This window comes from Shimia sp. MIT910701, assembly GCF_047126315.1.
In the GTDB taxonomy this organism is placed as follows: domain Bacteria; phylum Pseudomonadota; class Alphaproteobacteria; order Rhodobacterales; family Rhodobacteraceae; genus Shimia.
The window spans coordinates 934,944-953,270 of record NZ_CP138953.1 but is presented as its reverse complement, the minus strand read 5'-3'; the positions used below and the strand labels follow the sequence as shown (position 1 = coordinate 953,270).

Sequence of the window (18,327 nt, the reverse complement as noted above, 5' to 3'; positions counted from 1 at the left end):
CGTCATCGCCGCGCTATGAGCTTTTGGCGCAGCTGAGCTGTGCCCGTTAGTCAGCCATATTTTCAGCTATCCAAACAAAATGGAGAGGACCGATGTCCCCCAAAACGCTCTATGATAAAATCTGGGATGCCCATGTTGCGCATGAAGCCGACGATGGCACCTGCCTGTTGTATATTGACCGTCACCTCGTGCACGAAGTGACCAGCGCGCAGGCTTTCGAAGGCCTGCGCATGGCAAACCGCAAGGTACGCGCACCAGAAAAAACCATCGCTGTGCCGGACCACAACGTGCCGACCACCATGGGCCGGGAAGATCCGGCGCAGATGACCGAAGAATCGCGCATACAGGTGGAAGCGCTGGACAAAAACGCCAAGGAATTTGGTGTGCACTACTATCCGGTGTCTGACGTGCGTCAGGGCATCGTGCACATTGTGGGCCCGGAAAACGGCTGGACCCTGCCGGGGATGACTGTGGTGTGTGGTGACAGCCACACCGCAACCCACGGCGCCTTTGGCTCTCTGGCGCATGGTATCGGTACCTCTGAGGTGGAGCACGTGCTTGCCACTCAGACGCTGATCCAGAAGAAGTCCAAAAACATGAAGGTGGAGATCACTGGCAAACTCAAGCCGGGCGTGACCGCCAAAGACATCACGCTGGCCGTGATTGGCGAAACCGGCACCGGTGGTGGTACGGGTTATGTGATTGAATACTGTGGGGAAGCGATCCGCGATCTGTCCATGGAAGGTCGCATGACGGTTTGCAACATGGCGATTGAAGGCGGCGCCCGCGCCGGTCTGATCGCGCCAGATGAGACCACCTTTGCCTACTGCAAAGGCCGTCCACATGCGCCAAAAGCTGGCGCATGGGAGCAGGCGCTGGAGTATTGGAAGACGCTCTACACCGACGAAGGCGCGCATTTCGACAAAGTGGTCACCATCAAAGGCGAAGACATTCAGCCGGTGGTGACCTGGGGCACCAGCCCTGAGGATGTGCTGCCGATCACCGGTGTGGTGCCAGCGCCAGAAGATTTTGAAGGTGGTAAGGTGGAAGCGGCCCGTCGCTCAATCGAGTATATGGGGCTGACCCCGGGTCAGAAGCTGACCGACATCGAAATCGACACCGTGTTCATCGGCTCTTGCACCAACGGCCGCATCGAAGACATGCGCGCCGCCGCAGAAGTGCTCAAGGGTAAGAAGATCAAAGAGGGCATGCGCGCGATGATCGTGCCGGGCTCTGGTCTTGTGCGGGCGCAAGCGGAAGAAGAAGGTCTGGCGGATATCTTCCGTGACGCAGGCTTTGAATGGCGTCTGGCTGGGTGTTCCATGTGCCTGGCGATGAACCCGGATCAACTGTCAGAAAACGAACGTTGCGCGTCCACCTCGAACCGCAACTTCGAAGGCCGTCAGGGCTATAAGGGCCGCACGCACCTCGTGTCCCCTGCCATGGCCGCCGCTGCCGCGATCACCGGCAAGCTCACTGACATTCGCGAGCTGATGTAGGCAATGCTGGCTTTCTTCAAAAAACGCTTTTGGTGGGCACTGTTTACAACAGTGTCCATCATCTCGTTTTTTTGGAGTGGCCCAGCTTGGTTTGCGTGCCCAAACACAAAACTTCTCACAGATGGAACGCATATCTCACACTGCCGAAGCAGCGGTAAGAATGAGTACTGGTTTAGTGCATCCGCGAAACGCGAAGATTTCTTTGTGTTTCTCGATGCTCTCGCAGCCTCCAACCAAGGCGAATGGGAGCTCGCGAAAAATACAGCTCAAACGGAAGAATATGCGTTTGACCGTAGCGACGATGTGCTTGTGAGACGTAGTGCATATTGGGTGGATGGAGAAATCCATTACTCTCAGCGCAAACCAATTGTTTTATCGGATCGCAAAAAGAAAGAATGTGCGGCCTCAGACGAGTCCAGAGGCCGCTGCACCGAGACTTAATTGCGCCCTGAGCGCATTGGAGTAACACGATGGAAAAGTTCGAAACCTTCTCCGGTATCGCCGCGCCTATGCCGCTGGTGAATATCGACACCGACATGATCATCCCAAAGGTGTTCTTGAAATCCATTGCCCGCACCGGCTTTGGCGCCAATCTGTTTGATGAGATGCGGTTCAACCGTGACGGCACAGAGATACCTGATTTTGTGCTGAACAAACCACAATATCGCAACGCGCAGATCCTGATTGCGGGCGACAACTTTGGCTGTGGCTCTTCGCGGGAACACGCGCCTTGGGCGCTGGATGATTTTGGCATCAAAGTGATTGTGTCGACGTCGTTTGCCGACATCTTCTTCAACAACAGCTTCAAGAACGGCATGCTGCCAATCGTGCTGCCGCAGGAGCAGTTTGACGTGCTGATGGCAGACGCGGAAAAAGGCGAAAACGCCCGGATGACCGTGGACCTGGAAGCGCAGGAAATCACCACATCGGATGGCGAGGTGATCAAGTTCGAAGTGGATGCGTTCAAAAAGCACTGCCTGCTGAACGGCTTGGACGACATTGGCCTGACCATGGAGAAAGAAGCCTCCATCGACGCCTATGAAGCCAAAGCGGCAGCGGAGCGTCCTTGGGCATAAGCCCGTCGACCGCTGATTGACATAACCCTGCACAACCGCTCAAGTTGTGCGGGGTTTTCTTTTGGGTTGATTTGCATGTTTAAAAAACTGTTCAGGCAAAAAAGCCGCGTGGAACGTATCCACGACGAGTTGAAGGTACTAATCGAGCTCTTGGAAAGTTCCGAAGGGCGGGAATTTTGGGTCAGCCAACTACGCAGCCTGATGAAGGCCACAAACGAAACCCAGCTGTGTAACGCCGTCCAAACTATTTACGGCGGCATGGGTTCATTCAATGACATTGTGTTCCACAAATTAAATGGAGATACCGGCACCGAAGAGGAGCTTAACGGTTTGAACGAGCGATTTCATCACCACAAAACTCGCCTATATGGCCTTACCCAAAAGCACACTTGATTATGGAAGAAACAATGGGATCCATTGGGCCGATTGATAGTTTTTTGGACTTCTCCATAGATACCGAACGCCTGCTGCTCCGCCCCTGTCGGATGGAAGACGCAGACGCGCTCACCGCCTTGATGACGCCTCAGATCAGCGACCGACTTGCAACATGGCCCACCCCGCTGTCGTTGTCTGAGACACAAACAATTTTGCGGAACTCTCGCCAACATGCAATGTGTGGCACATCCTTCCCTGCAGTTGTGATCGAAAAGGCGTCCAGCACTATAATCGGATGGTGCAAGCTGGATTGTGCGGAGGGGCAAGCGGACATGGGGTATTGGATTGGTGAAGCCTACCAGCGACGCGGCTTTGCGCTGGAAGTCGCGAAGGGCGCGATTGGCTTTGCTTTTGAGACCTTGGATTGCCATCAAGTGCGCGCCGGGGCGCGGGTGGACAATGCGGCCTCCCTTTCTCTGCTGAAAAAACTAGGGATGTCGCCCCAAGGCATCCAATCCTTTTGGACGCCTGCGCGCCAGCGCTACGAAGATTGCGCGTTCTGGCAACTGAACCGAGACGATTGGCGTCGGCCTCGGTAGGTAACCTTCGCAACCTCAGCAGCGATCGAGCCGAGGGGTGAAAGCGAAGCGCCCGCGTTTTGCCGAAGGCAAACCTATGGTTTGACGGGGGCGGTTTGGGCGCTCGCCAAAGCGGTGCTTTGGCGTCTTATCGCAATCTAGCCCCACATCACTCCGCAGGCACAGCCACCTGACGATCTGTGCCGCCCAAATGTTTGGCATTGAGCTTCAGCACCAACCAAATCATCGCCACCTGCAGGGCAATCGCCACGGCGGAAATCAGCAGATAGGCCAGCGAGAATTTGTCGACCAAACCGCTCGCCACCAGCCCTTTGTTTAGCCAGAAGTGCAACATCACCGACAGCGCCACACCGGGGCAGACCAGCGCGTAGGAGCCTGCGGATTTTTCCTGCCCGGTGATGAATGTGGACACATAGCCAAAGCGGCGCAGCACCGTCAGACCAAGTGCCAGCACGGCAAGCTGCACCATCAACAGGGTTGTCAGCATGGAGAGCGTTTCGCCCGCGCCGCCGTGCACGTCAAAATGCACATGCAAACCGTGGTTCTGACGCATCCAAGCGATGGTGATCACTGTGATCAGCGGCACAATCACCAGCAGGGTTGGTGCGCTTTTGGCTGTGGCGCCGTTTTCCATCATCGCCCGCAGGCCCAAGATCACATTCGCCACGGCCAACAGGATTGCCACCACAATGAAGAAGCTCGACAGGATAAAGGACACGCCCGCCACCAAAGCGGAGCCGCTCATGGCAGCGGGAGCGGCCAGGCCAACGCCCACCATGGCGAAGGCAAAGGCGGGCAGAACCTGTGCAAAGCTGTTGTTTTTGGCGCAGTCAAAGCCGCCGTTGATCAGCACGCGGCCAAAGAAGTCGCGCATGATCCTCAGCCCGTAGCTGCCAATCAGGACAAAGGCGATCATGGCAATTGGGAAGAGGTATTCGACCACGGTCCACAGGCCGGGCACAAACACCAAACCCACGATAAAGCCGCCGTTCACCACCATCGCCAGCGCAAGCGGGATCGCCATAAGCTGGGTTTCGGCGTTTGACGTGCGCAGCGCCTGATAGGCAGGCGTAGCCCGGAAAGCCGACAGGTGGCGCAGGTTCCAGATCAGCGATTTGATCAGCAGAAAGGTCAGCCCGGCGATCCCAACCATGGCGACCACAATTGCGGTCTGAAGCGGGAGTGCTCCAGATAAGAAAGCGGCGGTGATGTCTTCAAAAATCGGTACAGGGCGCCCGGGATGCGGCACCCAGAACATCAGGAACATAAAGAAGGTCACCATCAGGCCGCCGGAGCCCAAGGTAGCAAGAAAATAGAGGGGAGAATAAGGCGTGTCTTCACGCGTGACAGAGGGGGACGACATAGGATTTCCTTTCACATTCCATAAAAAGAATATGAGTCAGATTTTGCGCTACCTTGATCTAAATCAATACATATTCATTATTTGGAATGTCTGGAAGTTGAATTAAGGCAAAAATGTGGCGCGCCGTTTTACGAGGCGGTCACATTCTCCAAAACCCTTGTGGCCCCGCCAAATTCGCCCACCAGATTTAGTATCACCCTGAAAAACAGTGCTTTTTTGAAAGGCACAATTGATGCATTCGCGCACCAGTCTCTGTCTCAGACCGCGGCTTGGTTGCCAAAATCCAAACAAAACCTTGAGACTTGCCAAGATCCAATGGCACAATAAGGCATAAATGAGGCACCCCGCCATCAGAGCGGGATCAAGTTGGAACAAGATCGCACGGCCAAAGAGCCACAAAACGCGACATCCGGTTTGAAGGGACACGAGCTGTGATAGGCAGAATCATTGGCGCGGCAACGCGTGCGGGACTGGTGGCATTGCTGTTTGCCTTGCCAGCCATCATCTTGCCCACTGTGAGCGAAGATGTGGTGCACATTGTGCTGCTGTTTGCGATCTTCAGCTCGATCCTGGTGTTCATCGAATATGTGACCACCGCGCCGTCGTTCATCGAATTCCGCCACGCGCCGCCGTTCAACCGGATGCGCTTTCTGGCGATCTTTCTCACCGTATTTGCGCTCTCGGTGATTGCCCGTGGCGAAGTGGCGCCCAACGCCTTCACCGCCTTTTTGCATGCGCTTGGCATCATTGTTGGCGACGCGATTGATTTCCCCTATTCGCCGGTGCGGCTGATGGTCATCATGTTGCCGGACAACGCCACGCCTGAGCTGATCAAAGAGGTGCGCACCGCGTCTGGGCTCAGCTATCTGATCTCTCTGATGACGCTGGCGGTGTTCTACTTCTTTGTGCGCGTTCTGGAATGGCCAGCGCGCAACGGGGCGTTTAACGTCTGGATCAACCTGCCGCTGTTTGACCCCACCGCAGGCGGCGACGTGCTGCCACGTCTGCAACGGGATGGCCGTCTTAACATTGCGTTAGGATTTCTTATGCCATTCTTAATCCCGGCGATCATTCAGATGATGTCGGACCTGATTGATCCGATCTACTTAAGCGATCCGATGACAATGATTTGGACCATCAGCGCATGGGCTTTCATACCGGCCAGCATGATCATGCGCGGCATTGCCATGAGCCGCATTGCCACCATGATCGACGAGAACCGCCGCCGCGCCTATGCCGCGTCGCGTGGTACACATCCGGTGTCCTCTGCCGCCTGATTGGCGTTCTGTTTTTTGTGAGTTTTGCGCATGCGGAGACGATCCGCGTAGCAACCTATGATGTGGAACTGAGCCGCAAAGGGCCGGGCCTCATGCTGCGCGACATCACGCGGAGCGATCCGCAGGTTGTGGCGATCACTCAGGTGGTGACACATCTCGCGCCGGATATTCTGTTCCTGCAAGGCGTGGACTATGACGCGGATCTGTTGGGCGCCAAGGCGCTGCGGGACCACTTTGGCAAAAGAGAGCTGGACTACCCGCATGTTTTTTCGCTGCCCCCCAACACCGGCATTCCCACTGGCTTGGACATGAATGGCGACAGGCGATTGCACACACCAGCGGATGCGCAGGGCTATGGCAAGTTTCGCGGGGCCGGTGGTATGGTGGTTCTGTCGCGCTGGCCCTTTGGCGAGGCGCGGGATTTCTCGGTGCTGTTGTGGCGGGACCTGCCGGAGGCCACATTGCCCGGAGTAAATGGGCAACCGTTCCCCTCAGAGGAAGCACAAGCCATCCAGCGGTTGTCGTCCAATGGCCATTGGGTTTTGCCCGCGCTGCATCCCAACGGCCCAGTGACGCTCATGCTCTTTGCCGCAGGGCCGCCGGTGTTTGACGGGCCAGAAGATCAAAACGGGTTGCGCAATGCCGATGAAATCCGCCTGTGGTCTCATCTGCTGGACGGCAAGCTGGGGCCCGCACCAGAGCCGCCGTTTGTCTTGATGGGCGGTGCAAACCTTGATCCACAAAAAGGCGAAGGGCGGCATGAAGCCATTCAAGGCTTGCTAACTGATCCACGCCTACAAGACCCGCTGGAAAAGGCAGGCCCCACCGTGGATTGGCGCGAGCCGACGCCGGGGGATTTGCGGGTCGATTATGTCCTGCCCAGCGCCGATCTGAAGGTGATCGACGCTGGGGTGTTTTGGCCGAAACCCAAAGAACCGGGCCATGAGCTGCTATCGGAGAAAGACATCGCCGCCAGCCGCCATCATATGGTTTGGGTCGACATCGCCTTCTGAGGCACCGCCGACTCTGGCAGTGCAGAGGCCAAAGCCTTGTGCAACTCGGTAGGCTCAAACTCCGGCAGCAATTCCTCAAACCGAGCGCTATCCAATCGATGCGACGTGTTCCACAGGTAGCGCATTTCCAGCAGGTGCGGCGCCAGTTTCCACACCGGCGAGGCCAATTGGATTGCCCACCACGCCATGGATTTGACCTTCAACGTGCGCCCTAGAACCTGCTCCAACGCCTGCGCCATATCGTTGCCGGTCAACGTGTAGCCCGGAAACGGCACGTCCTCGAAACGGTTCAACTGATCCCGCTTCTCCGCCAGCATCACAGCCGCGCGGCAAAGATCCGGCAAATAGGCCCAAGCGTGATCCACATCGCGTTTGCCCGGATAGGTCAGCACACCCCGGCCAATCTTGGATGTCATGATCATGTCAAACCAATTGCCCGAGGCCTCTGTGTCGATATAATCCCCAGCGCGCAGAATGATCGTGCGCACCTCGCTAAAGCGATAGGCCCGCTCCATGTCACGCCGGATTTGGCCCAGCGGGTTCTCTGCCTGATGCGGGGTGGTCACGCCCCAGGGGCTGGGCGTTTGTGCGCCGTAAACATAGACGTTGCCCGGCACAATCACCGTGGCGTCCACCATTTTGGCGGCGGCAATCACCTCATCGTGCAGTTTTGGCACCTGTGCGGCCCAATCAAAGTATTGCGGGTTCCAGGCGTTCACGATCACCTGCACCCCATGCACCGCCTCACGCAGCCGGTCTTTGCTGCGATCAAAGGGGCGCACATCCCACCCCGCCTTGGCAAAAGCCTGCGCTGCGTTGCGTCCAAACCGCCCGTTTGCGCCAAGTATCAAAACCGTCTGTGCCATGATCTCTCTCCTGCTGTCTGGCGTCTTGACACCAACATGCGGCATTCGAAGACAGTTAGGTATTGGCGAAATTCGCAGCCGTGATATTCATAAATGAATGGAAAAGGCACTCTCAAACCTCGACTGGTCGTTGATCCAGTCCTTTCTGGCTGTGGCGGAAACCGGCTCCCTGTCTGGCGCGGCGCGGCAGCTCAATGCCTCCCAACCCACGTTGGGACGCCATATCAAAACGCTCGAGGACACGCTGAAGGTTGAGGTCTTCCACCGCCACGCGCGGGGTTTTGAGTTGACCGAAACAGGACAGGCCTTACTCGCACCCGCGCAACGTATGGCCGCCGCCATGGCCGACCTGTCGCTGGCCGCCGCCGGTGGGGAAACCGACCTGGCCGGCACCGTGCGGATCTCGTCATCCATCTTCATGGCGCATCATGTCATGCCGAACATTCTGGCCGATCTGCGCCAGAAAGAACCGCAAATCCAGATTGAGCTGGTGCCGTCGGATCAATCGCAGAACCTGCTGTTTCGCGAGGCCGACATCGCTGTGCGCATGTACCGCCCCGAGCAGCTCGACATGATCACCAAACATCTGGGCGACATCACGCTGGGCATGTTCGCCGCCGAGAGCTACCTCGCCCGCAAAGGTCGCCCGTCCGGGGCCGAAGACCTGCCCCATCATGACATCGTTGGCTATGACGCCAATGACGACATCATCCGCGAAATGCGCCGCATGGGCATCCCCGCCAATCGGGATTGGTTTCCGGTGCGCTGTGACCATCAAACCACCTATTGGGAATTGGTGCGCGCGGGCTGTGGATTGGGGTTTTGTCAGCGCCACATTGCGCGGCAAACCCCGGGAATCGAAGAGATCAAAATCGACTTTCCAATCCCACATTTGCCGGTCTGGCTCACCGCCCATGAAAGCCTGCGCCACACCCCGCGCATTTCCCGCGTCTGGACCCTGCTGGAGAGCGCATTAAAGCCCTTTGTTTCTTGATCTTTCACGCGCCACTCGGTAACCCGTAGCGAACCTATTTGATCAAGGACGCATCGCAATGAGCAACCCTTCGCTTCTCATCCTCGCCGGCGACGGCATCGGCCCCGAAGTCATGGACCAGGTCCAGCGTATTATTGGCTGGTTTGGCGACAAGCGTGGCCTGAAATTTGACGTGAGCGAAGACCTTGTCGGCGGCGCGGCTTATGACAAACACGGCGTGCCGCTGCATGACGACACCATGGCCAAAGCGCAAGAAGTGGACGCGGTGCTGCTGGGCGCCGTAGGTGGGCCAAAATACGACGATCTGGACTTCTCCGTGAAGCCAGAGCGCGGCCTGCTGCGCCTGCGCAAAGAGATGGACCTGTTTGCCAACCTGCGCCCGGCGCAGTGCTTTGACGCGCTGGCAGATTTCTCCTCACTGAAAACCGACATCGTGTCCGGTCTGGACATCATGATCGTGCGCGAACTGACCTCCGGCGTGTACTTTGGTGAGCCACGCGGCATCTTTGAAGAAGGCAACGAACGTGTTGGCATCAACACCCAGCGCTACACCGAATCCGAGATCGAGCGTGGCGCCCGCGCTGCGTTTGAGCTGGCGATGAAGCGCGACAAGCGTCTGTGCTCGATGGAAAAAGCCAACGTGATGGAAAGCGGCATCCTGTGGCGCGAAGTGGTCAACGAAGTGGCCAAAGACTACCCAGAGGTGGAAGTCTCCCACATGTACGCCGACAATGGCGCAATGCAGCTGGTGCGCGCACCCAAGCAGTTTGACGTGATCTACACCGACAACCTGTTTGGCGACATCCTCTCGGATTGTGCCGCGATGCTGACCGGCTCGCTTGGCATGCTGCCCTCCGCCTCCCTGGGTGCACCAATGGACAACGGCCGTCCAAAAGCGCTGTATGAGCCGGTACACGGCTCCGCGCCAGACATCGCAGGCGAAGGCAAAGCCAACCCATGTGCCTGTGTGCTCTCCTTCGCCATGGCGCTGCGCTACTCCTTCAACGAAGGCGCAGAAGCAGACCGTCTGGAAGCGGCTGTGGAGAAAGTGCTGGCAGATGGCGTGCGCACAGGCGACCTGATGCAAGCAGACGGCGGCACCCCGGTGTCCACCTCCGAGATGGGCGACGCCCTGCTGGCCGCGCTGGACGCAAGCCTCTAAGCACAGGCCACAGCTTGAGAAATTGCGAAGGCGTCCTTAGGGGCGCCTTTACCTTTTTGGCAATTTGTTTTCCGCGGGCTTCTGCAAGCTGCTACCACTAAGGCAGGCAAGTTTTGGAGGTCGACATGAAGCATGTCCTCGGGGGCGCCCTCACGCTGGTTCTAAGTACCGCCGCCACAGCAGAAACCTTCAAGGCGGACGTCTGGGCCGACAATTGGTTTGCCCTCTATGCGAACGGATCCTTGGTGGGACAGGACCGCATCTCCATTGCCACGGAACGCTCGTTTAACGCCGAGAGCTTCACCTTCCGCGCCGAACGACCGTTTATGCTGGCGCTGATGGCGAAAGACTTCAAAGAGAACGACACCGGGTTGGAATACATCGGCACCAACCGCCAACAAATGGGTGATGGCGGCGTGATCCTACAAATCAAAGATGCCGCCGGGGACATCGTGGCCGTGTCTGACAAAGACTGGCGCTGTAAGGTGATCCATGAGGCACCGCTCAACAAATCCTGCACCAAGGAGCGCAACCCGCGCGTGGGCGAAGGGCCGTGTGGGTTTGAAGCAAGCAAGCCGCCGCGCGGCTGGACTGCCGAGTATTTTGACGATTCAGATTGGCCTCGGGCGACGGAGTACAAGAAACGTCAGGTGCGGCCGAAAGACGGCTACAACGATATCAAATGGGACCGGCGGGCGGAGTTCATCTGGGGGCCGGATCTGGAAACCAACAACACGATGATTTGTCGGTTGCTGATCCGCTAGCGCAGCGCCGGGCGCGGGTTGCGTTGGCCGTGGCTGTAGATGGTTTTCACGCTCCATTCCACGGCGCGACGCATGGTTTTGCCCAAGGCATCATCAAACGCCACCACCACATCAGACATCTCTTCGCTGGGCGACATGATGACTTTCTCAAAGGACTTTGACCCAATGATGTGATCGTCATAGGCGTCCACAATCTTGAGGTTCATGCGCACATGCACTTCCAGCGCATTGCTTTCGGTTTCCACCGCCGGAATGCGCGCCTGAAACTCGCGCAGGTCTGACACAATCAGGAAGTCCGGACGCAGCGCCACGGAGGAACGGCCCACGGCGGCCACCTTACCGCTGTTTTCAAAGCTCTCGATCAGCAACGTCTGCACAATCACCGGCGCGCGATCGACCCAACGCGCCACGGGCAGATATTCAAACTGATAGGGCGTCGGCTGCACCGCGATCTGGTCGGTGTCCACAGCGGCATGGGCCGTGGGCTCCTCGATCACAATCTGATGGCTGAGACGGGGCAGGCCCGACGAAAACGTGCTTTTGGGCGTCAGCGTATAGAGATCCGTCGGCGAGGCCGCGCGGTTCAACGTGCCCAACCCGCCGCAGCCCGAGAGCGCCAGCGCGCCCACCAATACCGTTGCCCATCCCCATCGAGTCATCGGCTAAACTCCGATCCTTGCGTGCCGAGAAGAAACCGTGCCGGATCGCGTTTGATCCGGGCCACCAGCCGGTCAAGGTTGCCAACCAGATAGCGGGATTCTTCCACAAATTTAACAGTTTGCGGCAAGCCCAACCGCAGGAATTCCGACACCTGCCGCTCGTTGCGTTGCACAATCTCATTCACCGTGCCGAGCAAATCAGATGCGGATTGCGAGGCGGCCAGCACCTCGTCCGACGCCTTGCTGATGTCATCAGAGACACCTGTAACCGTTCCGGATACCGCCGCCACTGCACCGCTGATGTCGGTCATAATCTGGTCCACATCCTCATCAAGAATCTGGTTCACCCCGCTGAACGTGTCGCCCGCCGTGGCCAGCGTATCGTCGGCGGTTTCCATCGCCTGATAGATCGCCTCCAGGGTGCGATTTGAGCGCTCAAACGTGTCGATCGCTGTCGTCAACGCTTCGCTGGCCTGTGGGGACAGCGTGGCCAATTGGCCGGTGGCGTCCACGGCCAGCGTGTCGATGCTGGCGATCATGGTATTGGCGGCTTGTGCGGCTTCAGAGATGTTTTCCACCACCTCCGGCAGGCGCTCATCCACGGTCACGCGGATGGCATCCAAGGCGCTGCGCGCGCTGGCCGCGGCTTCGCGGGCATCCTCGACCATCTCGGTTGCGCCGCCACGCACCAACGTGTTCACCGCATCCGCCGTGTCATCCAACGACCGCAGCATTTCATCCGACAGCTCCAAAGCCTCGTTGAAATTCGCAAGCGTGCTACGTGCCTCCACCAAGCGCGCCGTGGCAGTTTCCAACATCAGCGCGCCTTGGTCTGTGATCTCCTCCACGCCGGTCTCAATCGCCACCAGCGTCTCGTTGGTCTGATCAATCAAAGGCGAGACTTTGGTGGTCGCGATGTCGCGCACCGTGGTCAGCGCCGCTGTGGCTTCATCCGCCAACGGCTGCAGATCGGTGTTCATCACTGTGGTGGCCGTATCCGAGGCCACCCGCACCGAATTGAGCGTGTCGGTCGCCGCATTGGTGGCGGTTTCAAAGGCCGATATGGCGGTCTGGGTCTGCTCCACACGGGCCTGCACGCTGGTGCCGACCTCCTCATACCGCGCCATCAGGCTCGACGCATCGGTGCCGACCTTTGCGATCTGGGTTTCCATCACTTCCGCCGTGTCTTGCACCTGTTGCACCAAGGCGGGCAGGCGCTCATCAATCAAAGCCTGCGCCGATTGCATCGCGGAAATCGCCGAGGGTTCTAGCACCTCCACCACATTCTCCAGCGCAGCCGCCGCATCTGCGCCGCGTTGAATAAAGTCTTTGAGGTCTTCTTTCATCAGGCTATCCGCTGTGGCAAAGGCGCTTTCCGCATTGTCCAACGTGCCTTTGGTGCGCTCAGCCGCCTCCTTGATGGAGCCCAGCGCGCCGGTGGCCTCGACCAACGTTTCTTCGGCGGTGTCCGACAGGGCCTCCAAACGCGTGGTGAAGGCGGCGATTTCACGTGCCGCGCTGCCGACATCTTCGGACAGCTCTTCAAACTCCGCCAAGGTGCGGTCCAAACGGCCCGAGGCGCTGGCCAGATTGCCCAAGAGTTCATTCACCGCAGCGGTGTTTTCTTCGCTCACCACGCCTTGCAGGTTTTCCAGCAGGCCAATCGCCTTTTCCATCAGCTCCGGCGCGCCTTGGATCACAGACTGAAGCGCGCTTGGCTCGGTTGGGATTTCGCCAAATTGCTCCAACGCCGCCGCACCCGCCGTGCCGCCAGACAGCGCCACAAAGCTCACGCCGGTGACACCCTGCCCTTGCAGCTTGGCAATAGTGTCGGTCTTCACCGGCGTGTCTGCCCCCACCTCAATGCGCACCCGCACCAGTGAGGGGTTCTCCTCGTCCAGCTCCAGCATCACAACCTGCCCCACCGGCAGGCCGTTGTAGCGCACGCCACCCGCCATCCCGAGGCCGGAGACGTTGTCAAACAGCACGTCGTAATAGGCGTATTGCTTTTCCAGATCGATCTTGGCGAGCCACAGCACAAACAGGAACGAGCCGATCAGGCCGACCAGCGCGAACACCCCAATCAGGAGGTAGTTTGCCCGTGTCTCCATGCCCTATGCGCCCCCGGTTTCGGTGTCGATGCCTTTGACCTGCGCGGCCCGCGCACGTGGGCCGGTGAAATACTCCTGCACCCACGGATGATCGACATCCGTCATTGTTTCTATTGGACCTTCTACCAGAACTCGCTTCTCGGCAAGCACCGCAATGCGATCACAAATCGCGTAGAGACTGTCCAGATCATGTGTGACCATAAAGACGGTGATGCCCAGACTGCGCTGCAACTCGCCAATCAGGTCGTCATAGGCCGCCGCCCCGACGGGATCGAGGCCCGCTGTGGGCTCGTCCAGAAACACAATCTGCGGGTCGAGCGCGAGCGCCCGTGCCAAGGCTGCCCGTTTGCGCATCCCGCCCGACAGCTCGCTGGGCAGCTTGTCACAGGCGAGCTGCGGCAGCCCCACAAGGCTGATCTTGAGCGCGCCGAGTTCCTTCATCAAATTGGTCGACAGCTTCAGATGCTCGCGCATTGGCGCCATCACGTTCTGCAACACCGTGAGCGAGGAAAACAGCGCGCCGTCCTGAAAGGCCACACCCCAGCGGGTTTCGACCTTGCGCCGTTCCTCTTCCGGCGCGGTGAGCACATTGGTGCCCAGCACCTCAATGGTACCTGCTGCCGGTTTGTTCAGGCCAACAATGGTGCGCAGCAGCACCGATTTGCCGGTGCCAGACCCGCCCACAATGCCCAGTACCTCGCCGCGCCACACGTCCAGATCGAGATTGTCATGCACCACCTGTGGCCCAAACTGGTTGCGCAATCCGCGGACCTTGATGATGGCGTCACGCTCTGGGATATCGCTCATGCTCACACCCCCAACTGCGCAAAGAAGATCGAGAACAGCGCGTCGAGCGCAATCACCAGAAAGATGCCCTGCACCACGCTGGAGGTGGTGCGTTGGCCGACGCTGGTGGAGCTGCCTTTCACCTGGAAGGCCTGCCAACAGGCCACCACCCCAATCACCAGCGCAAAGAACGGCGCTTTCACCATGCCCACCAGCAGGTGTTTCACGGCAATGTTGTCATGCAGGCGGGTGAGGAACATGCCGGGGTTCACATCCAAGCTCACCCAGCTCATCAGCGCGCCGCCAAAGAGGCCAAACAGATTGGCGATGAACCCCAAAAGCGGCAACATGATCAACAGTGCCAGCACCCGTGGCACCACCAGCACCCGCACCGGATCAAGGCCCAGGGTCTGCATGGCGTCGATTTCCTGCTGCACCTGCATCGACCCGACCGAGGCCGTAAAGGCAGAACCGGAACGACCGGCCACAATGATCGCAGTCAGCAGGATGCCCAGCTCGCGCAGCACCGAGATGCCGATCAGTTCGACCACAAACACCTCTGCGCCAAACTGCTGCAACTGGCTGGCCCCCTGAAAGCCCAGCACCACGCCGATCAAGAAGCCCATCAGCGCCACAATCGGCACCGCGTTGAAGCCGACGTCCTGCATATGCGTGAACAGGCTCGCCCAGCGAACTTTGTGCGGACGGACAATCACATCCGCCAACCCGGCGAGCGTTTGCCCGAGAAAACTCACCAGTGACAGCGCGTCACCCCAACCGGACACCAGCTTGCGGCCAATATCCGCCACCCATTCCCAGCGTCCGTGTTCCGGCAGCTCATGGGGTGTCTCTTCCGGCGTGGCGGTGGCCACTGTTTCGATCAATGCAAGATGATCCGCCGCGCCAGTGATCTGCACCTCGGCGCCCTGTGTCTGCAGACGCGCACGCAGTTGAGAGACCAGCCAAGCCCCCCCTGTGTCAAAGGCGGTGAGCGGGGAGAGGTCTATGTCGACGTGCGTCTCAGTTGGCGCAGCCTGTGCAAACGGCGCTTCCATGTCGGCGAGAAACTCGGTCAGCAAAGCACCTGACAGGCGGACAGTGGCGCGCCCATCCTGGGCCGCAACCTGCAGGTCTGGCGCCGCCAAAACGCTCATGCGCGGCGCACTCCGCATTCCATAGTGTCCGTCAAACCCCGGATCATCCTGCCCTAATTCTGTTACCTCAAACCGTTTCGAAAAAGCCTAGCCCAGCGCCACCTGCCGCTCAAGCTCTGCCACCTCTGGCCGCTCCAGCCGGGTCAGCGCCTGCATCACCAGCCACTGCGCCCGTGCGCCGGGCCAATCAGACGGCAGAACCGCATCTTGAACAGCGCCATGGCGCAGCCGCAACCGCCGCCAGTGGTGCAAGATCACCAGCCGCAGCGCGGTACGCTCCAATGTGCCTTCCGGCGTGCTATGCGCAAGCACACGCCCGACCGCCTCTGACAGCGCATCATATTCCGTCGCCAGCTCGTGCGGGACCAAAGCAGTGACCGCCCACTCCGGCACACGCTCCGGCGTGAACTTGCTCAGCAAAACCTCCTCACTCGGACGCACGGTCCCGGTCCCCAGCGCACTGCGTGCTGACAAAGCAACCGCGTGGGTCGGCAAAAGCTCCAGAAACTCTGCTGCCGTCAAATTCGGGCCACCTACCGCCAACCAGACCGCCTCCGCCGTATCTGCTGTGCCATAAATCTGCCCGCGCACTGCTTCGGTCTCGGCCCAGCCTTTGGCCGTCAATTGATGCGCCGACAACCGCCCGCGCTTCTCCGAGGTGATCCAACCATCCCGGCGCAACCGGTGTACCGCCACGCGCAACGCCTGATTGTTGATCCCGAGCCGACTTACCAATGCATCTAACACCGGCCCGGACAGCCAGGCCTCTTCGCTTTGCAGCAGGTCGCCCAGAATGGTGACCACAACCGACCAGACTTTGATCGGGCCACAGGCGGCGACGGCATTGATATCTTCTTGCAGATCAACAGTTTGCATGGGCCAATTCTACGCCGCCCAAGCCTCAACAACAAGCTTTGGCCGCAGCGTCACAATCACGCTGCCTTGATGCGCCCGCGCCGGCGGCTCAGAGTGATCTCAATATCGGGACCGCTCAGGAGGAGGAGCCCCCATGTCGTTTGAGACACAGATCACGCCCAACGCGCCTGCGTTTGGCGAAAACCGGGATGCAATGTTGAGCGCCGTGGCGGAACTGCGCGCGCTGGAAACCCGGACGGCGGAGAAATCCGAACAACGGCGAGGGCGCTTTGCCGCACGGGGGCAAATCACCCCTCGAGAGCGGCTCGCCCGCCTGCTGGACCCCGGCCTGCCGTTCCTGCGCCTGCACAGTCTCGCGGGGTATCTGCAAGACAGCGATGACCCAGAGAAATCCCTGCCAGGCAGCACTTTCCTGATGGGCATTGGCTTTATCTCCGGCGTGCGCTGCATGGTGATTGTGGATGACAGCGGCATCAACGCGGGCGCGCTGTCTCCGATGTCGCTGCAAGCCATGCTCTCCGCCCAGGAAATTGCCCTGCGCCAGAAGCTGCCCTTTGTGCATCTGGTCGAAAGCGCGGGCGCCAACCTGATGAATTACCGCGTCGAAGACTGGGCTCTGGGCGGCGGCGTGTTCCGCAATCTGGCGCGTCTTTCGGCGGCCGGTTTGCCCACCGTCGCGGTTTTGCATGGCCCGTCCACTGCGGGCGGCGCCTATATGCCCGGCCTGTCGGACTATGTGATTGGCGTGAAGAAAAACGGCATGGCCGCACTTGCCGGGGCCGCGTTGGTCAATGCCGCAACCGGCGAGGTCGCGAAAGACGCCGATTTGGGCGGCGCGGAAATGCACGCGACCACCTCCGGTCTGGTGGAATACCTCGCCGAAGACGACGTGCACGCCATCGCGCTGGCCCGCCGGGTCATGGCGCGGCTGGACTGGAACCGTGACATGCCCAAACCAGAGGCGCGCGCCTTTGACGAACCGCGTTTTGACGTGGGTGAAATCGCAGGCGTGGTGCCCGCCGACTGGTCCACGCCCTATGACGCGCGCGAGTTGATCGCCCGGCTTGTCGACGGGTCCGATTTTGACGAATTCAAACCGGATTTTGGCCCCGCAACCCTCTGTATTCAAGCGCAAATCCACGGCCACACCGTTGGCATCCTTGCCAACAATGGCCCCATCGATCCGGCGGGCGCCAACAAGGCCACGCATTTCATTCAGGCCTGCGAACAGGCGGGCACCCCGCTTGTGTTCCTCAATAACACCACCGGCTACATGGTCGGCACGGCTTATGAACAGGCCGGGATGATCAAACACGGCTCCAAAATGATCCAAGCCGTGTCCAATGCCCGCGTGCCCAAAATCACGCTCTACTGCGGCGCCAGCTTTGGCGCGGGCAACTACGGCATGTGCGGCATCGCCTATCAGCCGGATTTCCTGTTTGCCTGGCCGACCTCCCGCTCCGGCGTCATGGGCGGCGCACAGGCCGCAAGAACCATGAGCCTCGTCGCCCGCGCCGGGGCCGCCCGCAAAGGCGTCGACGTGGATGAGGCCCGCATGGCCCAACAGGAAGCCGCCATTCAAGGCCTGTTTGATGCGCAAAGTTCCCCTTTCTTCACCTCCGGCAAAGTGCTCGACCACGGCGTGATCGATCCCCGTGACAGCCGCAAAGTGATTGCTTTCTGCCTTGCCACCGTGGCCGAGGCCCGTCGTCGCGATCTCAACTCCAACAGCTTTGGCGTGGCGAGGATGTGA

The 18,327-nt window shown here is 59.3% G+C and carries 18 protein-coding genes; 11 read left to right on the top strand and 7 right to left on the bottom strand.

The annotated features are described in order from the left end of the window. Positions 1-92: 92 nt before the first annotated feature. The 5 genes from leuC (at position 93) to SIB38_RS04530 (ending at position 3,549) form a co-directional block, all read left to right on the top strand. Positions 93-1,499: a 3-isopropylmalate dehydratase large subunit gene (gene leuC, locus SIB38_RS04550; RefSeq protein ID WP_294116628.1), complete on the top strand. Its 1,407-nt coding sequence runs from the start codon at positions 93-95 to the stop codon at positions 1,497-1,499. A 3-nt stretch (positions 1,500-1,502) separates the two neighbouring features. Then, on the top strand, positions 1,503-1,940 hold the full coding sequence (locus SIB38_RS04545) for a hypothetical protein (protein ID WP_294116629.1): 438 nt from the start codon (positions 1,503-1,505) through the stop codon (positions 1,938-1,940). Positions 1,941-1,969: 29 nt separating this feature from the next. After that, positions 1,970-2,575: a 3-isopropylmalate dehydratase small subunit gene (gene leuD / locus SIB38_RS04540; RefSeq protein ID WP_412551511.1), complete on the top strand. Its 606-nt coding sequence runs from the start codon at positions 1,970-1,972 to the stop codon at positions 2,573-2,575. Between the two features lie 75 nt (positions 2,576-2,650). Continuing rightward, positions 2,651-2,968, top strand: coding sequence for a DUF6966 domain-containing protein (locus tag SIB38_RS04535; protein ID WP_294116631.1), 318 nt, complete (start codon positions 2,651-2,653; stop codon positions 2,966-2,968). Positions 2,969-2,982: 14 nt separating this feature from the next. After that, a complete protein-coding gene (locus SIB38_RS04530) occupies positions 2,983-3,549 on the top strand; it encodes a GNAT family N-acetyltransferase (RefSeq protein ID WP_294116632.1) in 567 nt (188 codons plus the stop codon). A 148-nt stretch (positions 3,550-3,697) separates the two neighbouring features. Here SIB38_RS04530 and SIB38_RS04525 read toward each other — a convergent pair whose 3' ends face one another. Then, on the bottom strand, positions 3,698-4,912 hold the full coding sequence (locus tag SIB38_RS04525) for a TsoY family (seleno)protein (RefSeq protein ID WP_412551510.1): 1,215 nt from the start codon (positions 4,910-4,912) through the stop codon (positions 3,698-3,700). Between the two features lie 431 nt (positions 4,913-5,343). Here SIB38_RS04525 and SIB38_RS04520 point away from each other — a divergent pair, with 431 nt between their 5' ends. Beyond that, positions 5,344-6,189: a hypothetical protein gene (locus SIB38_RS04520; RefSeq protein ID WP_412551509.1), complete on the top strand. Its 846-nt coding sequence runs from the start codon at positions 5,344-5,346 to the stop codon at positions 6,187-6,189. Between the two features lie 17 nt (positions 6,190-6,206). Then, the gene (locus SIB38_RS04515) at positions 6,207-7,202 is read left to right on the top strand and encodes an endonuclease/exonuclease/phosphatase family protein (protein WP_412551508.1); all 996 of its coding nucleotides are present in this window, start codon (positions 6,207-6,209) and stop codon (positions 7,200-7,202) included. Here SIB38_RS04515 and SIB38_RS04510 read toward each other — a convergent pair. Beyond that, a complete protein-coding gene (locus SIB38_RS04510; protein ID WP_412551507.1) occupies positions 7,172-8,068 on the bottom strand; it encodes an epimerase in 897 nt (298 codons plus the stop codon). The genes SIB38_RS04515 and SIB38_RS04510 overlap by 31 nt on opposite strands. A gap of 97 nt (positions 8,069-8,165) precedes the next feature. Here SIB38_RS04510 and SIB38_RS04505 point away from each other — a divergent pair, with 97 nt between their 5' ends. The 3 genes from SIB38_RS04505 to SIB38_RS04495 all read left to right on the top strand — a co-directional run bounded on the left by SIB38_RS04505 (position 8,166) and on the right by SIB38_RS04495 (position 10,988). Then, positions 8,166-9,062, top strand: coding sequence for a LysR family transcriptional regulator (locus SIB38_RS04505; protein WP_294116637.1), 897 nt, complete (start codon positions 8,166-8,168; stop codon positions 9,060-9,062). A 58-nt stretch (positions 9,063-9,120) separates the two neighbouring features. Further along, the gene (gene leuB / locus SIB38_RS04500; protein ID WP_412551506.1) at positions 9,121-10,224 is read left to right on the top strand and encodes a 3-isopropylmalate dehydrogenase; all 1,104 of its coding nucleotides are present in this window, start codon (positions 9,121-9,123) and stop codon (positions 10,222-10,224) included. Between the two features lie 125 nt (positions 10,225-10,349). After that, on the top strand, positions 10,350-10,988 hold the full coding sequence (locus tag SIB38_RS04495; protein WP_294116639.1) for a PEBP family protein: 639 nt from the start codon (positions 10,350-10,352) through the stop codon (positions 10,986-10,988). On the opposite strand, the gene SIB38_RS04490 is transcribed toward SIB38_RS04495, so the two are convergent. The 5 genes from SIB38_RS04490 to SIB38_RS04470 all read right to left on the bottom strand — a co-directional run bounded on the left by SIB38_RS04490 (position 10,985) and on the right by SIB38_RS04470 (position 16,574). Then, complete coding sequence (locus tag SIB38_RS04490; protein ID WP_294116640.1) at positions 10,985-11,647, bottom strand: ABC-type transport auxiliary lipoprotein family protein; 663 nt, start codon at positions 11,645-11,647, stop codon at positions 10,985-10,987. The two genes, SIB38_RS04495 and SIB38_RS04490, sit on opposite strands and share 4 nt — an antisense overlap. Beyond that, on the bottom strand, positions 11,644-13,758 hold the full coding sequence (locus SIB38_RS04485) for an MlaD family protein (RefSeq protein WP_294116641.1): 2,115 nt from the start codon (positions 13,756-13,758) through the stop codon (positions 11,644-11,646). The genes SIB38_RS04490 and SIB38_RS04485 overlap by 4 nt, the downstream gene beginning before the upstream one ends. A gap of 3 nt (positions 13,759-13,761) precedes the next feature. Then, positions 13,762-14,565 carry an ABC transporter ATP-binding protein gene (locus tag SIB38_RS04480; RefSeq protein ID WP_294116642.1) on the bottom strand — a complete coding sequence of 268 codons (804 nt, stop codon included), beginning with the start codon at positions 14,563-14,565 and terminating at the stop codon, positions 13,762-13,764. A 2-nt stretch (positions 14,566-14,567) separates the two neighbouring features. After that, positions 14,568-15,698: an ABC transporter permease gene (locus tag SIB38_RS04475; protein ID WP_412551505.1), complete on the bottom strand. Its 1,131-nt coding sequence runs from the start codon at positions 15,696-15,698 to the stop codon at positions 14,568-14,570. Positions 15,699-15,785: 87 nt separating this feature from the next. Then, positions 15,786-16,574, bottom strand: coding sequence for a PaaX family transcriptional regulator C-terminal domain-containing protein (locus SIB38_RS04470; RefSeq protein ID WP_412551504.1), 789 nt, complete (start codon positions 16,572-16,574; stop codon positions 15,786-15,788). Positions 16,575-16,707: 133 nt separating this feature from the next. Here SIB38_RS04470 and SIB38_RS04465 point away from each other — a divergent pair, with 133 nt between their 5' ends. Further along, positions 16,708-18,327: an acyl-CoA carboxylase subunit beta gene (locus tag SIB38_RS04465; RefSeq protein WP_412551503.1), complete on the top strand. Its 1,620-nt coding sequence runs from the start codon at positions 16,708-16,710 to the stop codon at positions 18,325-18,327.